The sequence below is a fragment of the Actinopolymorpha singaporensis genome (genome assembly GCF_900104745.1).
Taxonomy (GTDB): Bacteria; Actinomycetota; Actinomycetes; order Propionibacteriales; family Actinopolymorphaceae; genus Actinopolymorpha; species Actinopolymorpha singaporensis.
Genome location: NZ_LT629732.1, coordinates 3,255,879 through 3,269,253 on the forward strand (window position 1 = coordinate 3,255,879; position 13,375 = coordinate 3,269,253).

The following is a 13,375-nucleotide window of genomic DNA, read 5'->3' on the forward strand; positions in this document are numbered from 1 at the left end:
AGGGCATCGCCGACGGCGGACCACGGGGTACCGGCCGGTGACCCCTCGCAGTGCGGCGGGAAGGCCTGTGGACAACGGTTCGCGGTCCCGATCGGTGCATGACACAATCCACGAGCGGCAAGTGATCGACGCCGTTGACCGGGATGTGGACGTGCTAGTGGCGCGGGGTGCAGGGAAGACATGAGTGCGGTCGACATCATCGACTCCGAGGTGCGCGAGAAGGTACGCCGGGAAGGGCTCGATCCCCTCAAGGAGCCGGGCGCGATCCGCCGGATCATCGACCAGGTCATCCTTCGCTACGACGAGCGCACGCTGGTGGCCACGCTGCCTCCGCTGGGCGACCAGCGCGAGGTCGCCCGTGAGGTGTTCAACGCCATCGCCGGGTTCGGCCCGCTGCAGAAGTACCTCGACGACCCCACCATCGAGGAGATCTGGATCAACCAGCCCTCGAAGGTGTTCATCGCCCGCAACGGCCGGTCCGAGCTCACCACCACGGTGCTCACCAGCGACGAGGTGCGCGACCTGGTCGAGCGGATGCTCAAGACCACCGGACGCCGGATCGACTTCTCCACTCCGTTCGTCGACGCGATGCTGCCCGACGGCAGCCGACTGCACGTGGTGATTCCCGACATCACCCGCACGCACTGGGCGGTCAACATCCGCAAGTTCGTGGTGCGCGCCACCCACCTGGAGGACCTGGTCGCACTGGGCACGCTCAGCACGCAGGGCGCGCACTTCCTCGAGGCCTGCGTCGTCGCGGGGCTCAACATCCTCGTCGCGGGCGGCACCCAGGCCGGCAAGACCACGTTGCTCAACTGCCTCGGCGCGGCCGTGCCGCCGCGGGAGCGGATCGTCAGCTGCGAGGAGGTCTTCGAGCTGAAGATCCCGCTGCCCGACTGGGTGCCGATGCAGACCAGGCAGTCCAACCTCGAGGGCACCGGAGAGATCCGGCTCCGCAACCTCGTCAAGGAAGCCTTGCGGATGCGGCCCAGCCGGATCATCGTCGGCGAGGTCCGCGCCGAGGAGTGTCTCGACCTGCTGATCGCGCTCAACTCCGGGCTGCCGGGCATGTGCACCATCCACGCCAACTCCGCCCGCGAGGCGATCACCAAGATGTGCACGCTTCCGCTGCTCGCGGGGGAGAACATCGGGTCGCGGTTCGTCGTTCCGACGGTGGCCGGAGCGGTCGACATCGTGGTGCACACCCAGCTGATCGAGAGCGGCCGGCGGCGCGTACGCGAGATCTGCGCGGTGCCGGGCCGGGTCGAGGGTGACGTGGTGGAGCTGGAGCCGATCTTCGTCCTGCGCGGTGACCGGCTGGTCCGCGCCGACGGCTACCCGCCGCACCCGGACCGCTTCGAACGCATCGGCTACGACCTGTCCCGCCTGCTGGCGCCCCGCTTCGAGGGAGTCGCCTGATGGGAATCCTCCTCGGCCTGATGCTGGGGCTCGGCCTGGTGCTCATCATCAGGTCGTTCCTCAAGCCGACGCCGAAGGCGACCACGAAGTCCGGCCCCTCGGTCCGCGAACGCCTGGAGGACCTGCTCGCCCAGGCCGGGATCGAGGCGGTGACCCCGGGGCAGCTGCTCGGCGCCTGCATCGGCGTGGGGACCTTCGTCTTCCTGGTCATGTTCGTCATCTCCGGTGCGTTCCCGGTGGCACTCGCGTTCGCCGCGTTCGCGGCGTACGGCCCGCTGGCACTGGTGCGGTTCCGCGCCCGGTCGCGGCGGCAGGAGCTGCGCGAGCTGTGGCCCGACGTCGTGGACAACCTCGCCTCCAGCGTCCGGGCCGGGCTGTCGCTTGCGGAGGCACTCACCCAGATCGGCATCCGCGGACCGGAGGCGCTGCGCCGGCCGTTCCAGCGGTTCGCCGAGGACTACCGCGCCACCGGCCGCTTCAACGAGTGCCTCGACCAGCTCAAGCGCAACCTCGCCGACCCGGTGGGCGACCGCATCGTCGAGTCGCTGCGGATCGCCCGTGAGGTGGGCGGCAGTGACCTGGGCCGGCTGCTGCGCACGCTGTCGTCGTTCCTGCGCGAGGACGTCCGCACCCGGGCGGAGCTGGAGGCCCGGCAGTCCTGGACCGTCAACGGCGCCCGGCTCGCGGTCGCGGCGCCCTGGCTGGTGCTGGGCTTCATGTCGTTCCAGCGCGAGGTCATCTCCCGTTACAACACGCCTCTCGGCTTCTTCGTGCTGGTCGCGGGTGCCGTGCTGTGTGCCGTCGCCTACCGGCTGATGCTGCGGATCGGCCGGCTGCCCGAGGAACAGCGGGTGCTGCGATGACGATCAGTTGGTACGGCATGCTGCTCGGCCTGTTCGCGGGCCTCGGACTGGTGCTGGCGATCTTCCGGATGCCGGTGTTCCGCCGGCCGAAGCTCGACGACCGGCTGGCGCCGTACGTCCGAGACGCGGCCGGCCCCGCCGCGTACGACCTGTCGGACCGGGTCTTCACGCCGTTCCCCACCCTGGAACGCATCCTGCGGCCCTACTTCCGCAGCGGTGCCGGCCTGCTCGAGCGGGTGCTCGGAGGCGGTGCGGTGATCCGCCGCCGGTTGCAGCAGGCCGGCCTGGACATGCGGGTGGAGGACTTCCGGGTGGAGCAGCTGATCTGGGGAGCGGGCGGGTTCGCCGCCGCTCTCGCGGTGTCGCTGCTGCTCCTGGTGAGCCGGGGCACCAACCCGATTCCGCTGCTGGTCCTGTGCGTCGCGGCGTTCGTCATCGGCGTCCTGCTGCGCGACCGCCGCCTGGTCGACCAGGTGAAGCGGCGCGAGGTCCGGATGATGGCGGAGTTCCCGACCGTCGCCGACATGCTGGCGCTGTCGGTGACCGCGGGCGAGGGGCCGGTGGCCGCGCTCGAACGCGTGGCGAACGTCAGCAAGGGCGAGCTGGCCCGGGAGTTCCGGTTCGCCCTGGCCGAGGCACGTACGGGCGCAACCCTCGTGCAGGCGCTGGAAAGCGTGGGCGACCGCACCAACGTCTCGATCCTGGCCCGCTTCGTCGACGGCATCGCCATCGCAGTCGAACGCGGCACCCCACTCGCAGACGTTCTTCGCGCGCAGGCGGCCGACGTACGCGAGGCGGGCAAAAGGGAGCTGATCGAGGCCGGCGGTCGCAAGGAGATCGGGATGATGGTGCCGATCGTCTTCCTCGTCCTGCCGGTGACCGTACTTTTCGCATTTTTCCCGGGCGCCATCGGCCTACAGATGGTGTCCCCATGAGAGAGGACCGACAATGATCGCCGTCACGGAGCAGTTCACAGCAGCGCTCGTGCGCATGCACGCTCGCCTGCTGACCGGGGGTCGTGACCGTGGTGACATGGTGGGCTGGATTCTCATCACCGTCATGACCGCCGCTCTGATCGCGGTGCTGTGGGCGATTCTCGGCCCGCAGCTGCAGTCGATGCTGCAGGACGCGCTCAACAGGGCTCGGGGCTCCGTCCCCGGATGAGCATCCAACGGGGCCGCCGGCGTGGCCTCGGCATTCGTCGGGCCCTCGGCTTTCGGCCGGCCCTCGGCTCGGAGCGGGGAGCCGCGCCGGTGGAGTTCGTGCTGGTGCTGATCGTGTTGTTGCCGTTGTTCCTCGGCGTGCTCCAGCTCGGTCTGTTCCTGCACGTACGCAACACCCTCACCGCCTGCGCGCACGACGGTGCCCGGCAGGCCGCCAACTACGACGGCACGCCGGCGGAGGGTGTGGCGGTGACCCGCGACTGCATCTCGGGCGCGCTCTCGGCCGGGATGGCGGGTGCGGTGACGCCGGGCACGGCCAGTGCCGGCGGCCAGGAGGTGGTGCAGATGCGGGTACGCGCCAGGATGCCCGCGATGGGCCTGTGGGGTCCGACGTTCGGCTTCACCGTGGCCGGGCACGCGGTGAAGGAGCCGACGCCATGACCGGCGGGCTGCTCCGCGCCGTCCGTGCAGTCGCTTCCGCCCCTGCTGCCCTCGCCCGCCGGCGGCGTACGCGCTGCGAGGCCGGGAACGCCATCGTGGAGTTCTGCATGATGGGGATCCTGTTCCTGGTCCCGCTGGTCTACGTCATGCTCGCGGTGTTCGACCTGCAGCGCGCGATGTACGGCGCCTCGGCAGCGGCCCGCGACGCCGGCCGTGCGTTCGTGCTGGCGCCCGACCTGGGTTCCGCTCAGTCCAGGGCCCGGCAGGCCGCGCAGTTCGCCATGGCCGACCAGGGTCTCGAGCTCGGCTCCGGCTTCTCCTACCGGTGCGACGGCGGCTGCCTGCAGGCCGGCTCCGCGGTGACCGTCCGGATCAGCTACACCGTTCCGCTGCCGTTCGTTCCGGATGCCATCGGCGGCCCGCTCGCGTCGATCCCGGTCAGCAGCACCCACCGCACGCCCTACGGCGACTACCGCGAGTCGAAGGGGTGACCCGGATGGCCCGACCGGGGGTCCGGAACCGCCCGGACGAGCGCGGCTCGCTGATTCCGTTGATCATCGGGTTCGGGATCATCGTGATGCTGCTGTGCGCGGTGGTCTTCGACGCCGCCCAGGCGTTCGTCTACCGCCGGGCGCTCAGCGGCATCGCCGACGGTGCCGCGCTGGCCGCCACGAACGGCATCGACAAGGCGGCCATCTACCGGGGCGGGGTGGAGGACAGGGTGGTGCTCAGCCGCCAGTTGGCGCAGGAGGAGGTCGACAGGTACGTCGCCGAGGGCGGATACAACTCCGTCGACTGCGGCGTGACCGCGATGACGGCCGCGGAGGTCAGCGTCACCTGCGGCGGCACCGTGGTCCTGCCGATCACCAACTCCGTGTCCGGCGGCCGGGGCCGGATCGACATCACCGTACGCGCCAACGCCGAGACCTTCGCCACTCCCTAGGGCGGGGCTGCGAGTCGGCCGGACACCGCGGTCCAAACCGGGCGGCCGATGCCCGAATCCGGCGTCACCGCCGAGCGCGTACGCTTGGGGATCGTGGCCGGACCCGACTTCGAAGCAGAAATCAAGGCACTCGACTCGACGCTGCGCAGCATCGAGGCGGTGCTCGACCTCGACCAGCTGCGCCGGGAGATCGCCGAGCTGAGCGAGCAGGCGTCCGCACCCAACCTGTGGGACGACCAGACCAACGCCCAGCGGGTGACCAGCCGGCTCGCCGCCCGCCAGGCCGACCTGGACCGGGTGACCAGCCAGCGGCAGCGACTGGACGACCTCGCCGTCCTGGTCGAGCTGGCCGACGCCGAGAACGACGCGGCCACGCGGGCCGAGGCGGAGAAGGAGCTGGCCGACCTGCGCCGGGCCGTGGACGCGCTGGAGGTCCGCACCCTCCTCTCCGGTGATTACGACTCCCGCGAGGCCCTGGTCACCATCCGTTCCGGCGCGGGCGGAGTGGATGCCGCCGACTTCGCCGAGATGCTGATGCGGATGTATATCCGCTGGGCCGAGCGGCACAAGTACCCCAGCGAGGTCTACGACACCTCCTACGCCGAGGAGGCCGGCATCAAGTCGGCCACCTTCGCGGTGAAGGCTCCCTACGCCTACGGCACCCTCTCGGTCGAGCAGGGCACCCACCGGCTGGTCCGGATCTCACCGTTCGACAACCAGGGCCGCCGACAGACCTCCTTCGCCGGGGTCGAGGTCGTTCCCGTCCTCGAGCAGACCGACGAGATCGACATCCCCGAGGAGGAGATCCGCATCGACGTCTACCGCTCGTCGGGTCCGGGCGGACAGAGCGTCAACACCACCGACTCGGCGGTGCGCATCACCCACCTCCCGACCGGGCTCGTCGTCTCCTGTCAGAACGAGAAGAGCCAGATCCAGAACCGCGCCACCGCGATGACGATCCTCAAGGCGAAGCTGCTCGCCCAGCGCAAGGCGGAGGAGCGGGCCAAGATCGACGAGATGCGCGGCAACGTCACCAGCTCGTGGGGCGACCAGATGCGCAACTACGTCCTGCACCCGTACCAGATGGTGAAGGACCTGCGCACCGAGCAGGAGACCGGCAACCCGCAGGCGGTCTTCGACGGCGAGATCGACGACTTCATCGAGGCCGGCATCCGCTGGCGCCGCACCAGCGGCGCGGCCGCCGCCACCGCCTGACCGGACCCCTTCCGCGAAGGCCGTCCCCGTATGGGCGCGGAGCGTGACATTTGCGGCTTGCTGGGGACTCGGGCGATTGGGCAGGATTCGGGTCGTACACTCAACGACTGGCCGATCCAGACAGCGGCCGGACAGAGGACCAGACCGACGCCAGACCCCATGCCCCCGATCCGTGCCGGAGCCCGACCAAGGACCCCGGCCCCCCCGACCCAGGTCAGGAAGCATGCCGTGATCCGCTTCGAGAACGTCAGCAAGATCTACGACGGGCAGACCCGGCCCGCGCTCGCCGACCTGTCCCTGGAGGTCGACAAGGGCGAGTTCGTCTTCCTCGTGGGGCAGTCGGGCTCGGGAAAGTCGACGTTCCTCCGGCTCGCCCTGCGCGAGCTGCGGCCCTCCCGGGGCCGGGTCTTCGTGGCCGGCAAGGAGCTCAACCGGCTCTCGTCGTGGAAGGTCCCGCGGCTGCGCCGCCAGATCGGCACGGTCTTCCAGGACTTCCGGCTGCTGCCCAACAAGACGATCTTCGACAACGTCGCGTTCGCGTTGCAGGTGATCGGCGGCTCGCGGTCCCAGATCGTCAAGGAGGTCCCGGTCGTCCTGGAGCTGGTCGGGCTGGACGGCAAGGAGAACCGCATGCCGGACGAGCTGTCCGGCGGTGAGCAGCAGCGGGTCGCGATCGCCCGGGCGTTCGTCAACCGGCCGAAGATCCTGATCGCCGACGAGCCGACCGGAAACCTCGACCCGTCGACGTCGGTCGGCATCATGAAGCTGCTGGACCGGATCAACCGCACCGGCACCACGGTCATCATGGCCACCCACGACGCGTCGATCGTGGACCAGATGCGCAAGCGCGTCATCGAACTCGACGGCGGCAAGCTGGTCCGCGACCAGACCCGCGGCGTCTACGGCTACCAGACCTAGCCCGGACCGCCCCGACGTCACGACCCCGACACGCTAGGACACCATGCAGATCAGGTACGCCTTCTCCGAACTCGGCACGGGCCTTCGCCGCAACGTCACCATGACGGTGGCCGTCGTCGTCACCGTGTGGATCTCGCTCGTCCTCTTCGGGATGGGGATGCTCATCCGCTCAGAGGTCGGCATGGTCAAGGGCTTCTGGTACGACAAGGTGGAGATCGCGGTCTTCCTCTGCAACGGGGTGTCGTCCTCGCCGCAGTGCGCCGACGGTGCGGTCAGCGCCAGCCAGCGGTCGGAGATCAAGCAGGCGCTCTCCGCGAGCCCTGAGGTCCGCAGGGTCTACCACGAGAGCCAGCAGCAGGCGTTCAAGCGCTACCAGGAGATCTACAAGGACTCCGCCACCTCCAAGGTGGTGCAGGTGAAGGACCTGCCGGAGTCGTTCCGGGTGAGCCTGAAGAATCCCCAGGAGTACCAGGGCGTGGTCTCGTCGGTGCAGGGTCTGCCCGGGGTGTTCAGCGTCCAGGACTCCCGCAAGCTGCTCGAACCCCTGTTCAAGGGCCTGAACGGCCTGCAGTGGATCTCGATCGGGCTGGCCGGCGGGCTGCTGGTTGCGGCGGTGCTGCAGATCGGCAACACGATCCGGCTCACGGTCTTCAGCCGACGACGTGAGATAGGCATCATGCGGCTCGTCGGCGCGTCGAACCTCTACATCCAGCTGCCGTTCATCGTGGAAAGCGTCGTCGCGGCGCTTGTGGGCGCCGCGCTGGCCTGCGGGACGCTCGCGCTGACGCCCATGCTCACCTCCCGCTTACGCACCGACATCCGGGCCATTCCCTGGATCGGGTGGGAGGAGACTCTTGCGGTGATGCCGGTCTTGGCGGTGCTGGGTGCACTTTTGGCCATCGTCGCCTCGTTCGTGACACTGCGGAAATACCTCACGGTGTGATGGGTAACTCCTACTCTCGGTAGAACCTCCGAGAGAGAGGGGACCCTCCGTGTCCCGTCCGACCCCTTTGGTGCGCCGGCGCTCTGCGTACGTCGCGCTCGTGGTGGCCTGCCTCGCAGCGCTGCTCGGGTCCACCGCGACGCTGAGTCCCGACCTGCAGCGGGCGCAGGCACGCCCCGACGACGAAAAGCGCCGGGTCGAGCGCCAGCTGGACGACGCCAAGGGCGACCTCGACGAGTCCTCTGCCGGCCTGCGCTCGGCGACGTTCGCCCTGGCCCAGGCCCAGGCCCGGCTGCGGACGGCGCAGACCCGGCTGGCGACGGTTCGGGGTCAGCTCGCCGCCGCCAAGACGAAGGACGCCGCACTCGCTGCCGACCTGGGCCGGGCCCGTGCGGCGGTCGCACGGAGCAGATCGGAGCTGGCCCGGACCGAGTCGGGCGTGCGCACCCAGCGGAAGGAGATCGCGGCGTTCGCGGCCGCGGCGTACCAGCAGCCGGGCGTGAGCGAGCTCACCGCGGTGCTCACCAGCGAGACCACCGGTGAGCTGCTCGACCGGGCACAGCTGGTCACCAGCGTGTCCGACTCCCAGCAGGGTGCCCTGAACCGGCTGAACGCCGCCCGCGCCCAGTTGGCCGGCAGGCGAAGCGTGCTGGCCAACGCCGAGCGCGTGGTCTCCCGGAGACGGGACGCGGCCGCGGCCAACCTCGCCCGCGTTCGCGAGCTGGAGCAGCAGGCCGCGTCGACCGCCGCGTCGATCGGGAGCCTGGTCGCCGAGCGCAGGTCCGCCCGGGCCGCGGCCGAGCGGGCCAGGGCCGACGATCTGCGCCGCTACCAGGAGCTGGTCGCAGAGCGAAACCGCATCCAGGCGATGCTGGAGAAGCTGGCCCGCCAGGAGGCCAGGCAGGAACGCCAACGCCAGGAGCGTCAGCGGCAGGAGCAGCGCCAGAGGCGCCAGCGCGAGCGGAACGACAGCGGCCGCTCCCGTGGCGACAACGGCGGAGGCGGCTCCGGCGGCGACAACGGTGGCGGGGGCTCCGGTGGCGGGGGCTCCGGTGGCGGCGGAAACGGCGGCAGCACGTTGTCCCGGCCGGTTCAGGCCTCGATCACCTCGCCGTACGGCATGCGGCTCCACCCGATCCTGCACCGGTGGAAGCTGCACGACGGCACCGACTTCGGGGCGGCGTGTGGCACCCCCATCCACGCGGCGGCCGGCGGCCGGGTGATCGCCCGCTACTACAACGTCGCCTACGGCAACCGCGTCCTGGTCTCGCACGGGCGGATGCGGGGCGCGTCCATCGTCACCGCGTACAACCACATGTCGAGGTACGCCGTGCACGTCGGCGAGCGGGTCAGCCGCGGCGAGGTGGTCGGCTATGTCGGCACCACGGGTTACTCCACCGGCTGCCATCTGCACTTCATGGTCTATCGGAACGGATCCACGACGAATCCCATGAAGTGGCTGTAACCGGACCGGCCCCGGTCGGGCACCCGCGGTCCTGGCCACGAACCAGGCCCGCGGGTCCCCAGCGGAAACGCTGTTGCGCCGGTCCGGGAAGATAGAGGGATGGCAAAGGAGCGCGGGCGCCGGGTGATCGCGCAGAATCGCAAGGCCCGGCACGACTACCACATCGACGACACGTTCGAGGCGGGCATCGTCCTCACCGGGACGGAGGTGAAGGCCCTCCGCGCCGGCCGCGCTTCGCTGGTGGACGGCTACGCCGTCGTGATGAACGACGAGGTGTGGCTGCAGGGCGTACACATCCCGGAGTACTCCCAGGGCACCTGGACCAACCACGCGCCCCGGCGCACCCGCAAGCTGCTCCTGCACCGCAAGGAGATCGCCGAGATCGGCGCGGCCACCCGGGAGAGCGGCATCACGATCGTCCCGCTGGCGCTGTACTTCAAGGACGGCAAGGCAAAGATCGAGATCGGCCTGGCCCGAGGCAAGCGGGAGTACGACAAGCGGCAGACGATCGCCAAGCGGGAGGCCGACCGCGACGCCGCCCGGCAGCTGGCCGAACACAACCGCCGCCGCGGCTGACCGCGGGCCGCTGTCCGCCCGCGGCCCCCGACCGGCCGGCCGCCGTCAGCGGGGGAGGATCAGCAGCTTTCCGGTGGTCCGGCGGCCCTGCAGGTCCTCGTGCGCCCGGTCGGCCTCCGCCAGCGAGTAGCGTCCACCGATCCGTACGTCCAGCCGGCCCGCGCCGATCCAGCCGAACAGCTCCTCGGCGCGGTCGACGAGCTCTGCGCGGTCCCGCGTGTAGTGCGCCAGACTCGGCCTGGTCAGGAACAGCCCACCCTTGGCGTTCAGCGTCTGCGGGTCGAAGGGCGGCACCGGCCCGCTGGCCGCGCCGTACAACACCATCAGCCCGCGCACCCGCAGCGCGTCCAGGCCGCGTTCGAACGTCGCCTTGCCCACCCCGTCATAGACGACAGGGAAGCCCTCGCCGTCGGTCAGCTCACGGGCCCGGTCGGCGAAGTTCTCGTAGGTGGTGACCTCGTCCGCGCCGGCGCCGCGGGCGAGGTCGGCCTTCTCCTCCGTGGACGTGGTGGCGAGGACGCGTCCGCCCCGCAGCTTGACGATCTGGGTGAGCAGCAGCCCGACCCCGCCCGCGGCGGCGTGCACGAGCGTCCAGTCGTCCTTGCCGACTGGAAAGGTGGAGGTGGCGAGGTAGTGCGCCGTCAGCCCCTGCAGCATCGTCGCCGCGGCCACCTCGTCCGAGACGGCGTCCGGGACGGGGACGACCTCGGCCACCGGGACGCACACCTGCTCGGCGTAGGAACCCGGCGCCTCCTTCCAGGCCACCCGGTCGCCCACCGCCACGTGCGTCACACCGGGGCCGAGCCGGGCGACGGTGCCGGCGCCCTCGCTCCCGGCCACGAACGGCGTGGTCATGGGGTAGGCGCCCGAGCGCCGGTAGATGTCGATGAAGTTGACGCCGGCGGCGGCAACGTCGACGAGCACCTCACCCGGCCCGGGCTCGGGGGTCGGGAGGTCGGCCACCTCGAGAACTTCCGGTCCGCCGGTTCGGGTCACCTGCACTGCTCGCACCCGGGACACCCCTTCCTGGTCCTCCTGGTCCTCGCCCGGTCGTCCAGGCCCGGCTTCCAACCTATGGATGCTGCGCGAATCCGCAAACCGGACATCTGTTGAGTACGCCGGCGCGCCCGGTTTGGGCCCACGTACTCAGGCGGCCTGGCGCGGCCCGGGTGCAGGGTGGTTCCTACAAGGCTTCCGACGAAGACGGAGGACGCCGATGCGGGATGTGGTCCTGGCGGCGGTGGTGTGCGGCGGCGCCGTCCTCTGCGTGCCGTACCTTCGGACGGTGCTGGCGGACGCGGTCCGCACCGGCAGGTGGTCGCCCGGAATCAGCCAGGAGTGGCTGCAGGTCGTCGTGGTGCCCGTCGCCTGCGCAGCCGCCGCCACCCTCGTGCTGTGGACGCTGAGGGCGGACCGACCGGTGCTCGCCCCTCTCGTGGCCGGCACGGCCGTGCTGGTCGTGCACGTCGCCCTGGCACGTACGTTCTTCCTCGTGGCCGACGCGGTCGGACTGACGCCGACGCTCGCGCCGGCCGTCCTCGCGGCCCTCGTCGCCGGCTGGGCGGGCTGGGCGGGCGCTCCGGGCCGTGCGTGGCCGCCCCGCGTCGCCGGCCTGATAGTGCTGACCGGGCTGGCGGTGCTGGCGGTGGTCGAGCACGTGTTCGCCGAACGCCTGGACGTCGCGGTGAAGCGGCAGGAGATACGCGCCACCGGTTTGCGCCCGCTGCTCGTGGAAGACCCGTCCTGGCGGTTGGACTACGTCTACGTCGCACCCGACGGCCGGTCGATCAGCGTGGGGTACGACAACGCGGCCGCCGACAACTCGCTCTCGGTCGAGTTGACCCCGCTCGACCACGCACCCGAGCGGGACCTCGCACCCGCCCAGGCGGAGCGGCAACTCGTCCTCGCCGGCGTGGTGCGGCCCGTCCTGCGGCGGCTCGGCGGGCGCACCTCGCCGCGCTACCTGACCAGAGTGGGCAGCCAGTGGGTACGCCTGGAGTTCGACCACGGCGAGGTCAACGAGGAGGAGGCCGCGCGCCTGGTGGCCGGGATGCGGGCGGTCGACCCCGGCGAACTCGCCGACCGCGACGCCGGTGCGGCGACCTGGTGGCGGGCGGTCCGCGACGCGGCCGGCGACGACGAGCCCACCGGCCGGTGGTTGCCCGGATCTCGGCGGCGCGGACGGGTCGTCGGCTGACCGGACCGGCGGTTGATGGCAGGATCGCGGCGTGACCGCCGACGCCACGACAGGCTCGCCTCTGCTGCGGGCCGCCCACGAACTCGCTGCCGACCTGCTCGCCCCGAACGCCGCCGAGGTCGACAACACCACGGTGCCGCGCTCGCACCTGGACGCGCTGGGACGGGCAGGCCTGCTCGGCCTGGCCGCGCCGGTCGCAGCCGGCGGAAGTGCGGCTCCGCCCCGCCTGCAGCGCCGGATCCAGGAGGTGCTGGCCGGTGCCGACGCGGCGACCTGGTTCGTCGGCGCCCAGCACCACGGCCCCGTCCGGTTGCTCGCCGACAGCGACGTGCCGGCGCGGGCCGAGTTGTTGCCCCGGCTGGCCCGCGGCGAACTCGTGGCGGGTACGGCGTTCGCGCACCTGCGCCGCTGGCCGGACCGGCCGGTGGAGGCCGAGCGCGTCGCCGGCGGCTGGCGGTTCAGCGGTGTCGCGCCGTGGTACACCGGCTGGGAGCTCAACGACGTCTTCTCTCTCGGCGGCGCGACCGCGGACGGCGAGGTGGTGTTCGGCATCGTGCCCGCACGGCCGGCGGACGGGCTGGTCGCCTCCGAGCCGCTGCGGCTGGCGGCGATGACCGCGACGCGGACGGTGCGACTGCGGTTCACCGGGCTCTTCGTACCCGACTCGCACGTCGTGGCACGGGTTCCGGTCGACCGCTGGCTGCACACCGACCGGCGCAACACCGTGATGCCCAACCCGGCCGCCTTCGGACTGGTCGAGACCGCCGTCCGCCGGCTTCGCGAGGTCGCCGAGCAGACCGGGCTGACTCCGGCCGCCCAGGCCGCGGACCGGTTCGCCGAGCGTCTGGACCAGTTGCGCGTTCGCACCGACCGGCTCTTCGACGACGTACCACCCGACGACCAGCACGACCTCCGGCTGGCCACCAGAGCCCAGGTCGGCACGTTGCTGATGGACGCGACCACGGCGCTGGTCGTCGCCGGCGGCGGCAGGTCGATGACGCTGACCGACCCGGCCCAGCGGCTGGCCCGGGAGGCGGCGTTCCTGCTGGTGCAGGCGCAGACCCGGCCCGCGCGGGAGGAGCAGCTCCGGTACTGGGCCGACGGCGGGGCCGGCGCCCCAGCCGACGGCGGTAGCGACGGTCCGGCCGGCCATCTGGGCACCGCCCCCACTGGCGCCGGTGATGTCGGTGGATCAACCTAAGCTGAAGGGTCCACTCGCGAGAACGGAGAGG

15 protein-coding genes are annotated in these 13,375 nt (G+C 71.2%); 14 read left to right on the plus strand and 1 reads right to left on the minus strand.

Annotation, left to right across the window (positions count from 1 at the left end; translation table 11 throughout):
- Positions 1-180 precede the first annotated feature (180 nt).
- The 12 genes from BLU27_RS14790 (at position 181) to smpB (ending at position 9,946) form a co-directional block, all read left to right on the plus strand.
- Entirely contained in the window at positions 181-1,419 is a 1,239-nt protein-coding gene (locus BLU27_RS14790; RefSeq protein ID WP_092654244.1) for a TadA family conjugal transfer-associated ATPase, read from the plus strand.
- Positions 1,419-2,282, plus strand: a complete 864-nt coding sequence (locus tag BLU27_RS14795; RefSeq protein ID WP_092654245.1) for a type II secretion system F family protein — start codon at positions 1,419-1,421, stop codon at positions 2,280-2,282. The genes BLU27_RS14790 and BLU27_RS14795 overlap by 1 nt, the downstream gene beginning before the upstream one ends.
- Positions 2,279-3,217: a type II secretion system F family protein gene (locus BLU27_RS14800; protein WP_092654247.1), complete on the plus strand. Its 939-nt coding sequence runs from the start codon at positions 2,279-2,281 to the stop codon at positions 3,215-3,217. The genes BLU27_RS14795 and BLU27_RS14800 overlap by 4 nt, the downstream gene beginning before the upstream one ends.
- A gap of 13 nt (positions 3,218-3,230) precedes the next feature.
- Positions 3,231-3,446 (plus strand): hypothetical protein, encoded by a 216-nt coding sequence (locus BLU27_RS14805; RefSeq protein ID WP_092654249.1) that lies wholly within the window; start codon positions 3,231-3,233, stop codon positions 3,444-3,446.
- Positions 3,443-3,886, plus strand: coding sequence for a TadE/TadG family type IV pilus assembly protein (locus tag BLU27_RS14810; RefSeq protein WP_092654251.1), 444 nt, complete (start codon positions 3,443-3,445; stop codon positions 3,884-3,886). Before BLU27_RS14805 ends, BLU27_RS14810 begins: the two co-directional genes overlap by 4 nt.
- Positions 3,883-4,377 carry a hypothetical protein gene (locus tag BLU27_RS14815; protein WP_092654253.1) on the plus strand — a complete coding sequence of 165 codons (495 nt, stop codon included), beginning with the start codon at positions 3,883-3,885 and terminating at the stop codon, positions 4,375-4,377. The genes BLU27_RS14810 and BLU27_RS14815 overlap by 4 nt, the downstream gene beginning before the upstream one ends.
- A 5-nt stretch (positions 4,378-4,382) precedes the next feature.
- Positions 4,383-4,829, plus strand: a complete 447-nt coding sequence (locus tag BLU27_RS14820; RefSeq protein ID WP_157728542.1) for a pilus assembly protein TadG-related protein — start codon at positions 4,383-4,385, stop codon at positions 4,827-4,829.
- 93 nt (positions 4,830-4,922) lie between these two features.
- On the plus strand, positions 4,923-6,044 hold the full coding sequence (gene prfB / locus BLU27_RS14825; protein WP_172804953.1) for a peptide chain release factor 2: 1,122 nt from the start codon (positions 4,923-4,925) through the stop codon (positions 6,042-6,044).
- A gap of 228 nt (positions 6,045-6,272) precedes the next feature.
- Positions 6,273-6,962 carry a cell division ATP-binding protein FtsE gene (ftsE, locus tag BLU27_RS14830; RefSeq protein ID WP_092654259.1) on the plus strand — a complete coding sequence of 230 codons (690 nt, stop codon included), beginning with the start codon at positions 6,273-6,275 and terminating at the stop codon, positions 6,960-6,962.
- Positions 6,963-7,005: 43 nt separating this feature from the next.
- Entirely contained in the window at positions 7,006-7,905 is a 900-nt protein-coding gene (ftsX, locus tag BLU27_RS14835) for a permease-like cell division protein FtsX (RefSeq protein ID WP_092654261.1), read from the plus strand.
- A gap of 49 nt (positions 7,906-7,954) precedes the next feature.
- Positions 7,955-9,370 (plus strand): M23 family metallopeptidase, encoded by a 1,416-nt coding sequence (locus tag BLU27_RS14840; protein WP_157728543.1) that lies wholly within the window; start codon positions 7,955-7,957, stop codon positions 9,368-9,370.
- A 99-nt stretch (positions 9,371-9,469) separates the two neighbouring features.
- Entirely contained in the window at positions 9,470-9,946 is a 477-nt protein-coding gene (gene smpB, locus BLU27_RS14845; protein WP_092654265.1) for an SsrA-binding protein SmpB, read from the plus strand.
- A gap of 45 nt (positions 9,947-9,991) precedes the next feature.
- Here smpB and BLU27_RS14850 read toward each other — a convergent pair whose 3' ends face one another.
- Entirely contained in the window at positions 9,992-10,957 is a 966-nt protein-coding gene (locus tag BLU27_RS14850) for a quinone oxidoreductase family protein (RefSeq protein WP_092657714.1), read from the minus strand.
- 205 nt (positions 10,958-11,162) lie between these two features.
- On the opposite strand from BLU27_RS14850, the gene BLU27_RS14855 reads away from it, so the two are divergent.
- The gene (locus BLU27_RS14855; RefSeq protein WP_092654268.1) at positions 11,163-12,143 is read left to right on the plus strand and encodes a hypothetical protein; all 981 of its coding nucleotides are present in this window, start codon (positions 11,163-11,165) and stop codon (positions 12,141-12,143) included.
- Between the two features lie 31 nt (positions 12,144-12,174).
- Entirely contained in the window at positions 12,175-13,344 is a 1,170-nt protein-coding gene (locus tag BLU27_RS14860) for an acyl-CoA dehydrogenase family protein (protein ID WP_092654270.1), read from the plus strand.
- Positions 13,345-13,375: the final 31 nt, after the last annotated feature.

Bases quoted from the DNA above. Each gene is read 5' to 3' on its own strand.
- BLU27_RS14790 (WP_092654244.1), top strand. From the start codon at position 181: ATGAGTGCGGTCGACATCATCGACTCCGAGGTGCGCGAGAAGGTACGC.
- BLU27_RS14820 (WP_157728542.1), top strand. From the start codon at position 4,383: ATGGCCCGACCGGGGGTCCGGAACCGCCCGGACGAGCGCGGCTCGCTG.
- BLU27_RS14815 (WP_092654253.1), top strand. From the start codon at position 3,883: ATGACCGGCGGGCTGCTCCGCGCCGTCCGTGCAGTCGCTTCCGCCCCT.
- ftsX (WP_092654261.1), top strand. From the start codon at position 7,006: ATGCAGATCAGGTACGCCTTCTCCGAACTCGGCACGGGCCTTCGCCGC.
- BLU27_RS14800 (WP_092654247.1), top strand. From the start codon at position 2,279: ATGACGATCAGTTGGTACGGCATGCTGCTCGGCCTGTTCGCGGGCCTC.
- BLU27_RS14810 (WP_092654251.1), top strand. From the start codon at position 3,443: ATGAGCATCCAACGGGGCCGCCGGCGTGGCCTCGGCATTCGTCGGGCC.
- BLU27_RS14795 (WP_092654245.1), top strand. From the start codon at position 1,419: ATGGGAATCCTCCTCGGCCTGATGCTGGGGCTCGGCCTGGTGCTCATC.
- BLU27_RS14805 (WP_092654249.1), top strand. From the start codon at position 3,231: ATGATCGCCGTCACGGAGCAGTTCACAGCAGCGCTCGTGCGCATGCAC.
- BLU27_RS14855 (WP_092654268.1), top strand. From the start codon at position 11,163: ATGCGGGATGTGGTCCTGGCGGCGGTGGTGTGCGGCGGCGCCGTCCTC.
- smpB (WP_092654265.1), top strand. From the start codon at position 9,470: ATGGCAAAGGAGCGCGGGCGCCGGGTGATCGCGCAGAATCGCAAGGCC.